Annotated in this window: 13 protein-coding genes; 8 read left to right on the forward strand and 5 right to left on the reverse strand. The window is 47.1% G+C overall.

Annotated elements, in window-relative coordinates; genetic code table 11:
* Together Q0600_RS00260 and ilvD are read right to left on the reverse strand one after the other, a co-directional pair.
* Positions 1-982, reverse strand: a 982-nt coding sequence (locus Q0600_RS00260; protein WP_298755500.1) for a hypothetical protein, incomplete at its 3' end; no start/stop codon positions are given.
* Entirely contained in the window at positions 983-2656 is a 1674-nt protein-coding gene (gene ilvD / locus Q0600_RS00265) for a dihydroxy-acid dehydratase (RefSeq protein WP_298755503.1), read from the reverse strand.
* Positions 2657-2848: 192 nt separating this feature from the next.
* Here ilvD and Q0600_RS00270 point away from each other — a divergent pair, with 192 nt between their 5' ends.
* The 3 genes from Q0600_RS00270 to Q0600_RS00280 are packed head-to-tail and all read left to right on the forward strand — an operon-like array spanning position 2849 to position 5288.
* Complete coding sequence (locus Q0600_RS00270; RefSeq protein WP_298755506.1) at positions 2849-3808, forward strand: ABC transporter substrate-binding protein; 960 nt, start codon at positions 2849-2851, stop codon at positions 3806-3808.
* Complete coding sequence (locus tag Q0600_RS00275) at positions 3802-4599, forward strand: ABC transporter permease subunit (protein WP_298755509.1); 798 nt, start codon at positions 3802-3804, stop codon at positions 4597-4599. The genes Q0600_RS00270 and Q0600_RS00275 overlap by 7 nt, the downstream gene beginning before the upstream one ends.
* Positions 4599-5288 (forward strand): ATP-binding cassette domain-containing protein, encoded by a 690-nt coding sequence (locus Q0600_RS00280; RefSeq protein WP_298755512.1) that lies wholly within the window; start codon positions 4599-4601, stop codon positions 5286-5288. Before Q0600_RS00275 ends, Q0600_RS00280 begins: the two co-directional genes overlap by 1 nt.
* 103 nt (positions 5289-5391) lie before the next feature.
* Here the strand turns inward: Q0600_RS00280 and Q0600_RS00285 are convergent, their stop codons facing one another.
* Positions 5392-5664 (reverse strand): hypothetical protein, encoded by a 273-nt coding sequence (locus Q0600_RS00285; RefSeq protein WP_298755515.1) that lies wholly within the window; start codon positions 5662-5664, stop codon positions 5392-5394.
* A 243-nt stretch (positions 5665-5907) separates the two neighbouring features.
* On the opposite strand from Q0600_RS00285, the gene Q0600_RS00290 reads away from it, so the two are divergent.
* Positions 5908-7641 (forward strand): NnrS family protein, encoded by a 1734-nt coding sequence (locus tag Q0600_RS00290; protein WP_298755518.1) that lies wholly within the window; start codon positions 5908-5910, stop codon positions 7639-7641.
* A 66-nt stretch (positions 7642-7707) separates the two neighbouring features.
* Positions 7708-8037 (forward strand): cupin domain-containing protein, encoded by a 330-nt coding sequence (locus Q0600_RS00295; protein ID WP_298755521.1) that lies wholly within the window; start codon positions 7708-7710, stop codon positions 8035-8037.
* 473 nt (positions 8038-8510) lie between these two features.
* Here Q0600_RS00295 and recJ read toward each other — a convergent pair whose 3' ends face one another.
* Both recJ and Q0600_RS00305 read right to left on the reverse strand, forming a co-directional pair.
* Positions 8511-10091, reverse strand: coding sequence for a single-stranded-DNA-specific exonuclease RecJ (gene recJ, locus Q0600_RS00300; RefSeq protein WP_298755524.1), 1581 nt, complete (start codon positions 10089-10091; stop codon positions 8511-8513).
* Positions 10081-11712 (reverse strand): CTP synthase, encoded by a 1632-nt coding sequence (locus Q0600_RS00305; protein ID WP_298755528.1) that lies wholly within the window; start codon positions 11710-11712, stop codon positions 10081-10083. The genes recJ and Q0600_RS00305 overlap by 11 nt, the downstream gene beginning before the upstream one ends.
* Before the next feature lie 137 nt (positions 11713-11849).
* Between Q0600_RS00305 and Q0600_RS00310 the strand changes: the two genes are divergently transcribed.
* From Q0600_RS00310 to Q0600_RS00320, 3 genes are all read left to right on the forward strand, one after another.
* Positions 11850-13298 carry a DUF945 family protein gene (locus Q0600_RS00310; protein WP_298755530.1) on the forward strand — a complete coding sequence of 483 codons (1449 nt, stop codon included), beginning with the start codon at positions 11850-11852 and terminating at the stop codon, positions 13296-13298.
* A gap of 382 nt (positions 13299-13680) precedes the next feature.
* Positions 13681-16053, forward strand: a complete 2373-nt coding sequence (locus tag Q0600_RS00315; protein WP_298755532.1) for a ribonucleoside-diphosphate reductase subunit alpha — start codon at positions 13681-13683, stop codon at positions 16051-16053.
* Positions 16054-16072: 19 nt separating this feature from the next.
* Positions 16073-17612, forward strand: a 1540-nt coding sequence (locus Q0600_RS00320) for an AAA family ATPase (protein WP_298755534.1), incomplete at its 3' end; no start/stop codon positions are given.

The raw sequence follows: 17612 nt of genomic DNA on the forward strand, positions 1-17612 counted from the left end.
AACCATTGCTATCTCCTACTATTTTCCAGCTTGCACCTGTTGCATAAAATGTTTCTTTAATTAATATAGCATTCTTATATTTATAAAAATCTTCCTCTAACATATCATTATATTTTTCATAGTATGTAATATTTGGAAATAAAAATAATTTTTTTATATTATTGTAAATTTCTTCATTAAAATTTTCTATATCTAATTTATTTAGATTTATATCGCCAAACTCAATAACTTCTATACTATTATTAAAGTATTTTTCGTTAACATTTATCTCTATATTTTTATATTTATACCCAATATTTTCTAGCATATTTCTAAATTGACTAGAGGTATTAGAAAAATACAAAAGATTTTTTAGTGTTAATGCATTATGACTAGGCTCACTGTCTTTGATTTTATTTGCGCCTTTATAGCCAAAATTTTCATAATGCTTATTTGTACTATCTTTTAAATATATGTTTTTTATAAGCTCATAGACTCTATCAAACGGCGACAAACTATGGAATATAATTGAAATTGGAGTAGGTATAATACTAAATTTATCATCGCATCTTATGTTTCCTCTTATATTAACAGGGCTAATTTTATTAGTCATGTCAAATTTTTTAAGTTCAAAATCATTTATACCCCTTATACTCCAATAGCTAGCATTGTCTATATATGACTGGATAAAAAATATATTTTTACTTAAATCATAAAATAAAGCATGAATTTTACCTTCTTTTAATTCATTATCTAGTCTCCACAACTTGAGTGATATCAAAATTTCAAACAACGTAGTTTTGCCCATTCCATTTTTACCAACTATACAACTAATATTTTCTATTGGAATTTCAAATTGCTTATAGTAGTTTTGATTTTCTCTAAGTTCAATAACTTTATCTCTTGAATTAAATTCAATTATCTCAAATTCATTATCAAATTGATAAATACCTTGTGGTATATTTTTGTAGTCTTCATCTAATAATACAGCAATTAACTTCATTTACGCCTCCAAAATCGCTCCGTTGCTAGCATTTGTTACCAGCTTGCGATACATTCGTAGCCAGCGAAACGGTAGCGGTTTTTCGATCGGCTTAAATTTAGCCCTGCGCGCAGCGATCTGCTCTTCGCTTAGGCGCACGTTGATCGCGTATGTGTCCACGTTGATGTCGATGATGTCGCCGTCTTGTAGCAGTCCGATCATACCGCCCTCGGCCGCTTCGGGGCTTACGTGTCCGATACTTAGCCCTCTTGTAGCGCCGCTAAATCTGCCGTCCGTGATCAGCGCTACGTCCGCACCGAGACCTCGCCCCATGATTAGGCTCGTTGGGCTTAGCATCTCCTGCATACCCGGGCCTCCACGCGGCCCTTCGTAGCGGATGACGACCACGTCGCCTTTGCCGACTTTGCCCTTTGAGATGCCCTCTATCGCTTCATCTTGGCCGTTAAAGCACACGGCCTTGCCGCTAAATTTACGCTCGCCGATGATGCCCGCTGTCTTGATGACGCAGCCCTGCTCGGCTAAATTTCCAAACAAAATCGCCAGTCCGCCCACGTCCGAATAGGCGTTTTCGACCTTGTGTATGACCTCTTCGTCTTTTATGACGCTAGCTCCCACGCGCTCGCCTAGGCTTTCGCCCGTGACGGTCGGCGCGCCTAAGTCCAGCAGTCCGTTGTCGCGGCGCGAAATTTCGTTTATCACGGCGCTTAGGCCGCCCGCGCGGTCGATGTCCTCCATGTGGATATTTGGCAAGCTCGGGCTGATTTTGGCGATGTGCGCGATCTTGCGGCTGATCTCGTTGAGCCCCGCGATCTGTAAATTTACCCCCGCTTCGCGCGCGATAGCTAGGATATGCAGCACGGTGTTGCTGCTGCCGCCCATCGCCATGTCGACGACTAGGGCGTTTTGGATCGATTTTTCGTTCACAATGTTGCGGATTTTATATTTTTCATCCAGCGCAATCTCGCAAATTCGGCGCCCCGCCTGCCTGATGAGCTCCTCGCGCTCTGGCGTAAGCGCGGGCACGGTGCCGTTGCCTTTTAGCGCGATGCCCATCGCTTCGCACAGCGTATTCATCGAGTTTGCCGTAAACATCCCCGAGCAGCTGCCGCCGCTTGGACAGGCGGCACACTCGATCTCTTTTAGCTCCTCGGCGCTGATCTCTTTGGTTTCAAATTTACCCACCGCCTCAAACGCCGTAGATAGGTCGATCGGCTCGCCTTTTTTAGTGTAGCCCTTTTTCATCGGGCCGCCGCTAACAAAAACCGTCGGCACGTTCACGCGTAGCGCGCCCATCAACATGCCTGGCACGATTTTATCGCAGTTTGGCATGCAAACCAGAGCGTCTAGAGCGTGGGCGTTCATCACCGTTTCGATCGAGTTTGCGATGAGCTCGCGGCTAGGCAGGCTGTAAAGCATCCCGCTATGCCCCATCGCGATGCCGTCGTCCACGCCGATACAGTTAAACTCAAAGGGCACGCAGCCGTTTTTGCGGATCTCGTCTTTTAAAATTTCGGAGTATTTGTTGAGGAAAAAGTGCCCTGGGATAATCTCGATGAAGCTATTTGCCACGCCGATAAACGGCTTTTCAAAGTCATCGTCCTTTAGTCCTGTCGCTCTTAGCAAGCTTCTGTGCGGCGCACGCGTATAGCCTTTTTTGATGATGTCGCTTCTCATTTTATATCCTTGAATTGAAATTTTCTCCATTTTAGCATAAAATTTTACCGCTGCGGGGCGTTTTAAATTTTAGCGCATTAAAATTTAAAGCCGACTATTGAGCTTAATCAAACCGAATCACTCCTGTTTTTGATATAATCGCACATCGATTATCAAAATCTTGCCGTTTGGCAGGAATGAAAAGAGGAGAAGATGCAAAGAAGAAATTTCTTAAAACTAACGTCCGCGTTGGCGGCTAGCGGGCTTGCTAGCCCTCTTTTTGCGAAGGAGGCCTTTACTATTTACGGTGCGCCTGCGATGCCTAGCCTTATCATCGGCGTTGCGTGCATGCAGGGGCAGATCGGCAAAAAATACGACGCGAAGCTTGAGCTTTGGCGCGATCCCGATCAGCTGCGCGCGGGCGTGGCAAACGGCGAGTACAAGGTCATGATGAGCCCTAGCAACGTGGGGGTGAACCTCGCAAATCAGGGTCGCAAGATCGGCATGGTAAATATCCTCACCGAGGGGCTAAATTTCGCGATGAGCAAGGGCGAGAAGATAACGGAATTTGCTCAGCTGAAAGGCAAAAAGATCGTAATGCCTTTTAAAAACGATATGCTAGACATCATCGTGCGAGCCATAGCGAAAAAGCAGGGTATTAGCGGACTAAATATCGACTACACCGCCAGCCCCGCAGAGAGCGCGCAGCTGTTTTTGGCTAAGGACTACGACGTCGCGATCACGGTCGAGCCGCTAGCAAGCGCCATGATCTTAAAGGGCAAAGTATCGGGTATCGCCGTGCAACGAGGAGCAAATTTAAGCGATATGTGGGCGCAGGCGTTTTCGACTAAGCCCATAATCCCGCAGGCGGGCATCATCGCAGATACCGATTTTTACGCCGCGAAAAAGGCGGATTTTGAAATTTTAAATGCCGATTTAGCAGACGCGCTTGCGTGGATCAAAGCGAACAAACAAAGCGCCGCGGCAATCGGGACGAATTTCTTTCCTGCGCCGCCGCCTGCGATATTTATGAGCATCGATACGTCGAATTTATGCGTCAAAAAGCCTAGCGAGATCAAGGACGAGCTTTTGAAATTTTATGAAATTTTGATGGAATTTAACCCTAAGCTCCTCGGCGGCGCGATGCCTAAGGACGAGTTTTTTCTATGCTAAAAATCGATAAAATTCGCAAAGCTCAAAACCCCGCGTTTTACGTCATAGACTATCTGTGGGGCGGCTTTGCGAGCCTAGGGGCGGTGTGCTTTTTCATAGCCGTCTGGCAGGTGGCGAGCGAGGCTTATGGGCCGCTAATCCTGCCGCAGCCCGCGGCGGTTTTTTCTAAGGCGTGCGAAATTTTAAGAAATTTTGCCGCAAACGATCTAGCTCTGTCGCTTAAACGTGCGCTTGCAGGCACCTTCCTCGCGCTTTTTGCGGGGATTTGCAGCGGGCTTGCGGCAGGGTATTTCAAAAGCCTGCGAGCCTTTTTAAACCCGCTAATTACCGTGCTTCTTTCGACGCCGCCTATCGTCTGGATCGTACTTGCGATATTTTGGTTTCATTTTGGCGATAAAAGCGTGCTTTTTACCGTCGTTATCGTCGTCGCGCCAATGACTTTTGCGTCCGCGGCGCAGGCGATGGCTAGCGTGAGTACCGAATACACCGAGCTTTTCGACAGCTACAAAAGCTCAATTTTAAAAAAACTGCGCTACCTCTACGCGCCGCATCTAATCGAACGGCTACTCCCTGCGATCTACGTCGCGGTCAGCAACGGCGCGAAGGTGCTCGTAATGGCGGAGCTTTTGGGCGCGAACGACGGCATCGGCGCAAAGATCGCCGAAGCGCGCGTCAATATCGATACGGTCGAGGTTATGGCATATGTGTGCCTAGTCATAGCCTTTACGGCGCTTTTTGATTATCTCGTGACCAAGCCGCTTGAAATTTTACTGATGCCGTGGAGCAGATGATGCTAAAAATTTCAAATCTGCGCTACGAAATTCTGCGCGACGTTATAATTTCAGATTTTTCGCTGCGGCTGCACGCAGGTGAAGTAAAGACGCTTTTTGGCCCCAGCGGCTGCGGCAAGACCTCGCTTTTGCGGTTGGTTTGCGGGCTGGAGGATAAAAAAAGCGGGCAGATCGAAAACGGCTTTAAGAAAATCAGCTTTTTGTTTCAAGAAAACCGCCTGCTACCAAACCTCACGGCGCTTAAAAATATTGAAATTTTTAGCCCCGCCGGCGTGAACGAAATTTACGCCCTCGCCGCAAAGATCGGGCTAAGCCCGAGCGATCTGAATAAATTCCCGCGCGAGCTAAGCGGCGGTATGCAAAAGCGCACGGCGTTTTTGCGCACGATCCTTAGCGGCTGCGATCTGGCGCTGCTTGATGAGCCGTTTGTAGGTCTGGATCGCGATCTGCGCGGCGTGCTGATCGAAATTTTAGTCTCAAAGATCGAGCACGAGGGACTTGCCTGCCTTTTGGTAACCCACGACCGCTTCGAAGCCGTACGCCTAAGCCACGAGATTATCGAGCTCGAGCCCAAAGGGATGGGGCTTAGGCGCGTCGTGAGCCTAGATGAGCCGCTAAGCGCGCGCGACGAGCGGTACGAAGAGCGCGTGGTAAGCGAACAATTCGGGGGAGTGAGCTATTATGAGTAGAAATTTTATCTTTAATGCGCGCAAACAGGGAGGTTCCGCACGAAATTTAAACTTACGTTGCGACCCGGGCGCAAGCAAGCGGAGCTTTGGCGCGCATCGCGATCTAGTCGCATTTGGACACCGGCATTTGCCGGGCGCTAGCTACGACGATCTCGGCGCATGCAAGCATGGGCTCTTGCGAAGTATTAGATGTCGCGATGTCGGAGCGGGCGGGCACAGGCTCTTGCGTGATACTAAATGTTATGATTTCGCTGCTTGCATAGACAGGCTCTTTCGGGACATCGGATGCTGCGATCTTAGCGCAAGCGGATATAGCCTTTCGCAGGACATCGGGCGCCGTGGTTTTGCCGTACCGAAATATGAACTGCGCAGCCACGTGAACTGCGATTATATCGTGAGCGTGCTCTTGAACGGCGCAGTGCGCTACGGTTTTGCAGCGCGAAATTCGGCGCTATTACGCGGCGATACATACTGCGGCTCTAGCCCGAGTACTTACTTACGGTGCAGTTCTGGCGTGGGCGCTTGCTTACGGTGCCTTGGCTCGAACCGATATGCCCGCTCACGCCGCGACTCGGGTGCGAGTGTCAGCTTGCGATGCAGCTCTAACGCGAACGATCCTTTGCAGCGCGTATCCGATCGCCCTACTCGTACCGCCCGCCTGCATTGTGGATTTGGTGCAAACCCAGACGCCCGTCTGTGTTGTGGATTTGGCGCAGATTATTTTAAAAATTCAGGCGGAATTTCTACGCGAAATTTCAAAATTTCCGCTTCAAATTTTACGAGAAATTTTAAAAATCCAGCTCGCAATTCGGACGCCGAGCCAGCGCAAAGCTTTAAAAATCCAAATTTCGCACATGATTTCTTGCAAAGCGCTAAAAGCTACGATCAAAATTCCACTCAGGGTTTTTCGCAAAGCGACAGAAGCGTCAAATCAAACTCCGAGCTGGGCTTCTCGCAAAGCGTTAAAAATTACGAGCAAAATTTCCCGCTAAACCTCTTACAAAGCGCCAAGAATTCCGATCAAGGTCAAAATTCCAAACCCGCCTCCGCGCAAAGCCGCGCCGAGCTAAATTCTAAACCGAGCTTTTCGCAGAGCGCTAAAAATTCCGATCGGAATTCCAAAGTTAATTCCATGCAAAATCAAACAGATTCCGTTTCGCCACAGGAGCTCAAAAATCTGGAGCCGTGCGGGGCGCAGCGGCAAGAGCTAGGCTTTTACGCGCCTAAATTTAAAGATGAGCGCGCTAGGAATTTTTTCTCCCATCCGATGCGCGCCTTCGTTCTTTGCGCCTGCTTTTTTGCGGCGCTGGGCGCGCTTAGCTTTTTAGCACCCGATGCGCTGGCGATTAATTATGTCGGCGCTCATAAGTTTTACTTTCTGTTTTTGGCGCCTTCGTGCATCTACGCGGCGTTTTTGCTTACCGCGCTGCCCGATTGGACGAACTTCGAGGGCTCGCTAAAGCCCGTCTCGCTTGCTTTTGCCGCCTGCCTGATCGTGGCTTTTATCGCGAGCTTTTTAAATTTACGGCTTGCGGCAGCGATCACGGGGCTGTTTTGGGCGATATTTTTCATCTTTGCGGCATGGCTTTTGTGGCTGGATAAGAACTCGAATAATTTTAGCATCCTATCAGTCCTTGCGGCGCTTTGTGCCTGCTCTGCGGCCTATGGCGCGAGCGGAGATGAGAAGTTTTTGCTCAGCTTCGTGCATATCAACGTCGCGGCGATCGCCGTCGTAAGCTACCGCATAAGCGTCGTCATCGGCAACGAAGCGCTAAGAGAGGGCGGGCTGAAGGACGCCGTTTTTATTCCAAATTTTATCTACAAAAATTTAGCCGCTTTCCTTGCTTTCGCTTTGGCGCTCGCGACGCCATTTTTAAGCGAGGCGACATGCGGATTTATCGCGCTTGGCATCGGGTTTTTGTTTTTGGCGAAACTTCGAGAGCTACACTACATCGAAATTTTAAGCCGCCACTATATGGCGTTTTACTACGCGTTGCAGGCTGCGTGCGCGGCAGGATACCTGTGGCTGGGCGCGGCGCTGATCCGCGGGGGATACGCTGCCGCGCCGCTGCACGTCATCGCGATCTGTTATATCTACGGAGCGATACTTTTCGTAGGAATGGTCGCCGGACAGCGCCACAGCGGAATTTCGCCGCTAAACTTCCCGCGCCTAAGCCGCGCGGCGCTCGTTTTAGCTCTGCTCGCGGGGGTTTTAAGAGCCGTTTTTGCTGGCGAAAGCTTTGTTTTATACGTGATGATCCCCTCGGCGCTTTTCATCGCCGCGGTCGCGCTATATCTGATAAATTTCATCCCGATCTTTCTGAAAAATCCTTTCAGCGCGGATCCGGATTGATGCTCATCAAAGCGGGTTTGCTAAATTTTAGCTACAATCGATCAAATTTCATTTCAAGGAGAGCTTATGCAACACATCAAAAATATCGACGCCGCTAAGGCCGTAGAGCTTGCTTCGCTAGTCGAAGTGGCCCCTCATAAGGTGATTTCGCGCACCCTTGCGCAAAATCCCGCGCTGAATATGACCCTTTTCGCTTTCGACGGCGGCGAGGAGATCAGCTCGCACAAATCCGACGGCGACGCGTTCGTTTACGTGCTTGAGGGGGAGGGTGATTTCACGATCGACGGGCAGAAGCACCGCGTAAAAGCGGGGCAAAGCATCGTCATGCCTGCGGGCTTGCCGCACGCGATCTTTGCGCCGGTGCCGTTTAAGTGGTTTTTAGCGGTGGTTTTTTAGCCTATAAGTTTAAGGGCGGGTCAAATTTTAAAATTTAGCCCGCCCGCCGCTTCATAAAATTTTATCAGAAATTCCATTTGCAGGGCTATTCTGCCTGTTTTGACTGCTCCCGCTCACCCTCGCAAAATTTTAAAATTTAGAAACGTTTAAATTTTACTTTTACAGCGCCCAAGAATTTCGCCGAGTTTGCACGCCGCGCGGGAGCTGAAAATAACGCATCGCGTTCGCGCGCTGTGTCTAGCTCCGAAATCGCACGCTTGAGCTCGCATCGCAAGTCAAATCCATAGCTCGCGCATTAAATTTTGAAGTCGCGCCAGGCGCGCAATACATATCGGGCGAGTAGAGCAGACGGGCGCTGTAGTAGGGTAAACCCGCCGAGTGCGCAATGCGCGGCCTAGCTCATAGATCGAGAGTTAAATTTAAAGGCCGTGTCCGGAGCGAAATGCACGTCAAAGTAGCCTAAATTTTAAAATTTAGCTCTCGCTCGGGGTGAGTTCTTTGATGATGAGCTCGGGCGTGATCGTGCCGCGGAAGTTGTTTTTGCTAATCGTAAAGATCACATCCACCCGCTCGCCCGCGCGCGGCAAAAAGTCGTAGTTAAAAAACAGCGCTTCGACGCTGCCGCCGTTTTTATCAAGCGCCATTTTGATATGTTTGCCCTCCTTGCCGATCTCCCTGATGTTGCGGGCGCGCGCGCCTTTGATACAAAAGAGCGGGCGCGGATTTTTCTGCCCGTACGGCTCATAAAATTCCAAAATTTCAAGCAGCTCGAAGTCTATCTGCGACGCGTCCAGCTCGCCCAGCAGATCGTCTTGCGCACTAAAATCGCTCAGATCCTTGGGCGTTATACGCTCATTTACGCGCCGCTTAAACTCCTGAAGCAGCGCAGGATCGATCCCCACGCCCGCAGCGCCCTTGTGTCCGCCGAAGGTCGTTAAAATTTCGCTTTGCGAGGAGATCAGCTCTAAAATATCGAATTTACCGATGCTGCGCGCGCTTCCTTTGGCGCGCGAGTCGCTTACGCTAAAGACGATCGCGGGCTTTTTGTAAGTCTTGCTTAGGCGGCTTGCGACGATGCCGATGATCCCTTCGTGCCACTGCGGACCCCACACGACGATGACGTTGTCGCTCGGATCTACGCTTTTTACGATCTCGTCGTAGAGGTTTTTCTCCTCCTCTTTGCGCGAGTTGTTGATCGAATTTATCGTCTCTAGGTAATGGTTTGCCTCTCTGATATTTTTGGCGCATAGGAAGTTATACGACATCGTCGCATCGTCCATCCGCCCCGTGCAGTTGATTAGCGGCGCGATCGTGTAGCTGATATCGTCGAATTCGAAGTGTTTTTTAAAATAATGCTCTTTAATCGCCTTGAAGCAGGCGCGGTTCGAGCTATTTAGCCGCTTGATGCCGAAGCGCAAAAGCGCGCGGTTCATATCGCGCAACTCCATCATATCGGCGATTATGGCGATGATGAGGATATCCATCGAACTTGCCATATCGTAGTTCACGCCGAGGGTTTCTTTTAGCGCGCCTACGAGATACCACGCTACCTGCGCACCGCAAATTTCGATATTTGGAAAGGTGCAATCGGGCTGCTTTGGGTTGATTATCGCATAAGCTCTAGGCAGCACGGGCGGGGGCATGTGATGATCGGTGATGATGAGATCGATCCCCTTTTGAGCGCAAATTTCGGCAGCTTCCGTCGCGGAGGTGCCGTTATCTACCGTGATGATGAGATCCACATCCTCAAGCTCGCCTATGATCTCGCTGTTTAGCCCGTATCCGTCGGTAAAGCGGTTTGGTATCTTGATAACGTAATCCGCGCCTATTTGATTAAAAAAATCGCTCATTATGACGGTGCTTACGATACCGTCGACGTCGTAATCGCCGACTACGGCTATGCGCTGGTTTTCTTCGATGGCAGTTTTTATGCGCAAAGCCGCCTTATAGGTATCTTTCAGATCGCAGGGTAAGGGAATTTCAGAAATTTTAGTATGCCGATCGTTCGCAAATCTCGATTTTAGAATTTCCCTTATCTCATTTTTACCTAGCATTTTTTATAGATGCTTCGATAAAGCCCAAAATAGCGGGATTTGGGCGCACTAGACGGCTGGTAAATTCCGGGTGAAACTGCACGCCCAGAAAAAACGGATGATTTTTTAGCTCGACCGCTTCGATAAGCCCGTCGCTCTCGCCGCAGACGATAAGCCCGTGCTTTTCAAAATCGGCGCGGTACTTCGGATTGGCTTCATATCGGTGGCGGTGGCGCTCGCGGATAGTTTTTTGCTCGCCGTAAATTTTACTCAAAAGCGAGCCTTTTTTGACGTCGCAGTCATAGCCACCCAGCCGCATAGTGCCGCCCATAGGGGATTTGTGCGTTCGGATCTGCTTTTTGCCGCTCGCGTCGATAAAGCTGTCGATGAGGTAGATTACCGGATCTTCGGTCTGCGGGTCAAATTCCGAGGAGTTAGCGTTTTTCAGTTTTAAGACATTGCGCGCAAACTCCACCATTGCAAGCTGCATCCCCAGGCAGATGCCCAAAAATGGCACCTTATGCACCCGCGCGTAGTTTATGGCTAAAATTTTACCCTCTATCCCGCGCGAGCCGAAGCCGCCCGCGACTAAAATTCCGTTTACGTCGCGGAAAATTTCATCCACATTCGCAGCTTCGATTTTTTCACTATCGATCCACTTCAAATTTATCCGCGTATCAAGCGTCGCGCCCGCGTGGATGATCCCTTCGGTGAGGGATTTGTAGCTTTCTTTTAGATCGATATATTTACCGACGAAGGCGATCGTGGTTTCATTCGTAGGCACGATGACGCGCTTAACGAGGCTGTCCCAGTTGCTCATATCGACTTCGAGCTTGTTTAAGCTTAAAGTCTCCGCGATCGGCGTTAAAATATCCTGTTTCAAAAACGCAAGCGGGATCTGATAGATGCTCGCGCTATCTGGGCTTTCGATGACGCAGTTTTTATCCACGCCGCAGCTTAGCGCGATCTTATCTTTAAGCGCGCGATTTAGCGGCATTTCGGAGCGGCAGATTATCATATCGGGGCTGATACCGATACGACGCAGCTCACCTACGCTGTGCTGCGTAGGCTTGGTTTTGAGCTCGCCCGCTACCTTGATGAAAGGCACGAGCGTGAGGTGGATATTCATCGTATTTACTCTGCCAAGCTCCACTCTCATCGCGCGGATCGCCTCTAAAAACGGCAGCCCCTCGATGTCGCCCACGGTGCCTCCGATCTCGACGATCAGCACGTCGTTACCCTCGCCCGCCTTTTTTATGCGGCGCACGATCTCGCCTACGATGTGAGGGATCACCTGGATCGTCTTGCCCAGATAATCGCCCCTGCGCTCCTTTTCGATGACGGAGCTGTAAACTTTGCCCGTGGTGAAGTTGTTGTCTTGGCTTAAATTTTCATCCAAGAACCGCTCATAATGCCCCAAATCCAGATCGGTCTCCGCGCCGTCGTCGGTTACGAAAACCTCTCCATGCTCCAGCGGGCTCATGGTGCCCGGATCGACGTTGATATAAGGATCCGCCTTTAGGATGCGCACCTTTTGCCCCGCGTGCTTTAAAAGCGTCGCGATCGACGCCGCCGCAATGCCCTTGCCCAGCGAGCTCAGCACTCCGCCGGTGACGAAAATATATTTCGTTTGTTTTGCCATAAGTTTTCCTAAATTTTGATATTAATGTCGCGATTATAACTTCTTTTAGGTTAAAGCACACTAAGCTAGAATTTGAAAATTTTAGAAATTTACGGCAAAATACGACCCAAATAAATTTTAAATTTAAAGGAGAGATGATGAAAAAGATCATCGCGGCTTTAGTTCTCATCGTAGCGCTTATAGTGGGTGTTTTTGTAGCGACAAAGGACGCTAAAACGGGCGTAGCTAAAAGTGTAAACGATAGCATAACCAAAACGGTTGACGGTGCGGTCGGCAAGAGTGCCAGCGCGGCGATTGAGCAGCAGATTGCGGAATTTATCGCTAGAAACGAAATTTTCGAGACTAAAAGCGCTAAATTTTATCCTGGAGATAGCAACTCAAGCGGCTTTATCGAGGGCGTAGTAAAAAAAGAGAAACTACAAAAAAGCCTTGCTGAAGGCTTTAGCAAGCTAAAGGAAAAAGCAGGCGCGCAAGATAGCAACGATACGGACGAGCCGGATCCTGCTAAAATTTTCCCGGAAGATTTTGCTTTTCGCTACGACTACACTATCAAGCATAGCGTAAAAAACGCTGCGGATGGATTTGAGAGCGACGGAATTTTAACGATTAAGACGCCATATTACGCAGAACCTTGCAAGAAGTTGTTTAAGACTGACGCACCGCTTAGCACGCATCTAAACTACGGACCTACAGAGGTTAAATTTAGCGCAAAGCTAGCCGATATAAATGTGCTAGAAGATGGCGGAATGGGACGTCTTGCAGGCCTTAGCCTAAACGGCACGAGCGATATGAGCGGTAAAACGATAAAAGCCTTGGGCTTTAAAATCGGTGAAATTTTTATAGACGACGGCAAGGATTCGGGTCTTGATATAAAGGATCTTATCTATGAGGCAAACTTTAAAAACGGTATCCAAGATCTAGACGATAATATAACTAAGCTCTTTTTGAATGACATAGATTTTGCAGGCAGCACAAAAGAGCTCGTCGTAACTGTAGATAAGCAGCGTTTCGTCGTAGTTACGGATATGAGCACAGAAGGTAGCTACCGCGTAAAAGATGGAATTTTAAATTTTAACGAAAGCGATAAAGCCCAAAGCCTAAAAATCGCCGATGTGCTAGTGCGAAACATCCATTTGGGTGTCGATACCAGCTTTAGCGCCGCACTTTTCGAAAAATATCTGTCTGTTATCTCAAATCCGCAAGAAGGCGAAAAATTAGCGGAAAATAAAGAGCTTTTTATGAAGCTGCTAAAAGATGATATGAAAATCAACGTGAATGATTTTTCGTTTGAAAATAGCCTCGGCAAGAAATTTGCTTTTAACGCAAGCGCGCTATTAGGCGGCTACATCGACGAGACGCAGCTTTTTAAGCGTATGAGCTTGGACGGCAAAGCTACGATAAATACGACCATTACGGACTTCTTATCGCCTTATGACAGCTTGCGCGATTTTGCGCCGATGGCGGAAGTTTACGGCTCGCAGTTTCTTAAGCCTGATGGAGATGGAGTTAAGATGGAGTTTAGCTTCGATAAGGCAAGCAACTCTATGATCTTAAACGGAAAGCCTATCCCGCTACCGCACAATTAAATTTTAAAGCTTTGCGAGCAAATTTTAAATCTGTTCGCAAAGCTTTTTTGTTTCTTGCTTTTTCGGCGCAGAATTTCGCAAAACTCCGCGCAAATTTTTACCTGCAGAATTCCGCGGCACTACCATAAAATTCCGCTCGAATTTTACCGCATCATTGCCGCCCGCTTCGCTAAATTTTAAAATTTACAAGCCAAAATCCCATATTTACAATGACAGATAGACTTAAGCAATTTTGGCTATAATGCGCGCTTTTGCAGCGCAGCTAGCGTAAATTTAAAAGACGGCGGAGATGAGCGGCATTTATTACGCCGCCTCTTTTGACGACGTATTTTATATTGGGAAACTAACGCTAAATTTGCATTTTTAAATTTCAAGGAACGATATGAAAGTAATCAAACGCAACGGCAGAACCGAGGAACTTGACGTAAGCAAGATCAAAAAATACACGAGCGAGGCAGTGGAGGGGCTGGAAAACGTAAGCCTTAGCGAGCTTGAGGTGGACGCAAAGATCCAGTTTCGCGATATGATCACCACTGAAGAGATCCAGCAAACCCTCATCAAAACCGCGGTCGAGAAGATCGACGTGGACCGCCCGAACTGGACCTTCGTCGCCGCGCGGTTATTTTTATACGATCTGTATCACAAAGTAACGGGCTTTAGCGGCTACAACAGCTTGCAAGATTACTTCGCTCGCGGCGAAGCGGTGGGTCGCATAATGCTCGGCTTAAAGGAAAAATACGATCTAGAGGATCTAAATTCCTATCTGCAGCCGCAGCGCGATTTGCAGTTTAACTACCTAGGCATTAAAACGCTTTACGATCGCTACCTCATCAAGGATAAAAGCGGCGCGCCGATCGAGCTTCCGCAGCAGATGTTTATGGCGATCGCGATGTTCCTCGCGCAAAACGAGCTTGATTGCCAGAGCTGGGCGAAAAAATTTTACGATCTCATATCTAAATTTGAAGTCATGCTCGCCACTCCGACGCTCTCAAACGCCCGCACGACGCGACATCAGCTAAGCAGCTGCTACGTGGGCTCCACGCCCGATAATATCGAGGGGATTTTCGATAGCTACAAGGAGATGGCGCTACTGAGCAAATTCGGCGGCGGTATCGGCTGGGACTGGTGCAAGGTGCGCGCGATGGGCGGCAGCATCGACGGGCATAAAAACGCCGCGGGCGGCATCATACCGTTTTTAAAGATTACCAACGACATCGCAGTCGCCGTCGATCAGCTGGGCACGCGCAAGGGCGCTATCGCCGTGTATATCGAGCCGTGGCATATGGACGTGAGCGACTTCCTCGATCTGCGCAAAAACTCGGGCGAGGAGAGGCGCCGCGCGCATGAAATTTTCCCCGCGCTGTGGATAAACGATATGTTTATGAAAAGGCTTCAAAGCGGCGGCAAGTGGACGCTATTCGATCCCGCCGAAGTAAGCGATCTAAGCGATCTTTACGGCGCGGAATTTGAGGCGCGCTACGAGCAGTACGAGGCCGATGATAAAATTTCAAAATCCACTATCCTGGCAAAGGAGCTTTGGAAGAAAATTTTAACGAGTTATTTTGAGACGGGCATGCCCTTTTTGTGCTTCAAAGATAATGCCAACCGCATCAATCCAAACGCGCATCAAGGCTTAATCAGGAGCTCAAATTTATGCACGGAGATCTTTCAAAACACGGCGCCGAACCACTACAAAATCAAAGTCGTTTTCGCTGACGGTAGCGAGAGGCTGTTTGAGGAAAACGAAGAGGTAAGAACCGACGCGGGCATCGTAAAAAAGGCGAAAAAGATCACCGCGCTAGACACGCTGGGCGGCAAAGAAATTTTTATCGTAGAAAAAAGCTGCGACGAAGGCGCGACGGCGGTTTGCAACCTCGCGAGCGTAAATTTAAGCAAAATCAACAGCCGCGAGGAGATAGCTCGCGTGATGCCGATCGCCGTGCGAATGCTCGATAACGTCATCGATCTAAATTTTTACCCGCACGCCAAGGTCAAGCACACCAATCTAAAAACGCGCGCGATAGGGCTCGGCGTAATGGGCGAAGCGCAGATGCTGGCCGAGCGCGGCGTGAAGTGGGGCAGCTACGAGCACTTCGAGCTGATCGATAGGATAATGGAAAACGTGAGTTTTAACGCGATCAAGGCAAGTTCAAATTTAGCCGTAGAAAAGGGTAGATACCCTGATTTTGCGGGCTCGAAGTGGAGCGAAGGAATTTTTCCGATCGATTTAGCGAACGAAAACGCCAAAGCGCTCGTTAAGCGCGGCGGGCTTTTTGAGCAAAGCAGCTGCGATTGGGACGGGCTGCGCGAGAAAGTAAAACGCGACGGCATGCGAAACGGCTATCTGATGGCGATCGCGCCGACATCAAGCATCAGCATACTCGTAGGCACCACGCAGACGATCGAGCCGGTGTATAAGCGCAAATGGTTCGAGCACAACCTAAGCGGCATGATCCCGGTCGTCGTACCGAATTTAAGCCCGAAAACGTGGCAGGCGTACGTGCCTGCGTACGAGCTCGATCAGCGCCTACTCGTAAAAGCGGGCGCCATCCGCCAAAAATGGATCGATCAAGGTCAGAGCCTAAATATTTTTATGAGCCTGGATAAGGCAAGCGGCGGCTATCTGAGCGAAATTTACACGCTTGCGTGGCAGCTGGGGCTAAAATCGACCTACTACCTGCGCTCCGAAAGCCCCGATAGCGAGAAGCTAAACAACGTCGCGGATCGTTCGATCGAGTGCGAAGGGTGCCAGTAAAAGGCAAAAGGATTAACATATGAAACTAGATAGATTTGAAATAAAAAATTTTCGTTCAATAAAAGACATGGCGATAAATATTGAAGAGAGAAATGGTAAAAAATGTATAATATTAGTAGGAAAAAATGAGGCTGGAAAAAGTAATATATTAAAAGCTATATCTGCAGTATTTAATGGATATAAGGTTAGCATAAAAGATCAAAGAAAAACAGCTTCGGATAATGATGAATATTATATTGATGCTATCTTTAAGCTTACACAAAAAGACATTAGTGATATTAAAGAAAAATTAATCGAAGAATATCATATAGAAAGTCTAGATATTTTTGAAAATAATTTAAGTATTGAAAGCTTTATTCAAGAAGCTTTTGGTGAAATGATATTAACATTGAGTATAAAAGATAATGATACACCGAGCTTAAACTATCGGAAATATGAAGAATTAAATGATAAATATAAAATATCTAACTTATTCTACTATAGTACAGATAATCGGCAAATTACAAAATTAGAAGGCGAAAGTAATAGTCCTTTGCTTGAGCCTTTGACGTATGATCACATGAAGACAATTGTGTTTGAAATAATAAAAAATATAAAACCCATGGAGAATATTTATAAGCGAGTTATGTTTTGGGAGTATAGTGATAGTCATTTATTGCCATCTAACGTAAATATAGGAAACTTTAAAAATAACCCAGACATATGTATGCCTTTAAAAAATATTTTTTATTTAAGCAATATAAAAGATATTCAACAAGATATTGAAAATGCAGCCAAGAAAGATAAAGGACTACATAGCTTTTTAGACAATATATCTAATAAAGCAACAAAAGAATTTAGAGAAATATGGCCTGACTTAAAAAATATAAAGTTTGTTATAAGAAAAGATGGTGAAGAGTTCGATATACGAATACAGGAAAAAGAGTTTTATTCTAATGAAGATAGAAGCGATGGCTTTAAGAGGTTTATAGCAATATTGCTTATATTATCAATTGAATATAGAACACAAAAAGAATATAGTAGATTAATCTTATTTGATGAACCAGATGCTTTTTTATATCCAACCAGTGCGAGATTTTTAAAAGAAGAGTTACTAAAAATTTCAGAAAAAGCTGTTGTAATTTACTCTACGCACTCTCCTTTTATGATAGATAACGAGTGCATAGAAAGACACCTGGTTATAGAAAGAAAGGATGATATTTCAGAAATAGTCCCACAAGGTAAATCACCATTTCAAGAAGACGAACTTTTAAAAAGAGCAATTGGAAGTCATATATTTGAAAGTATACAGTTAAAAAATATTATTTTTGAAGGCTATATGGACTATAAAATTTTTAAAATGTTTTGTAACATAAATGATTTTAAAAATTGCGGGATAGTTTATATGGGCGGCATAAAAGACGTTGATATGATAACTACGATGATGATGCTAACTGGTAAGAAATTTCTTATAATATCCGATAGTGATCAAACTTCAAAAAATAAGAAAAAAGACTTTGAGGAAAGATTCCCGGAATTTAAAACTAATTGGATTGAATATGATATTGCGGGTACAGAAT

Source organism: uncultured Campylobacter sp. (genome assembly GCF_938041645.1).
In the GTDB taxonomy this organism is placed as follows: Bacteria; Campylobacterota; Campylobacteria; order Campylobacterales; family Campylobacteraceae; genus Campylobacter_B.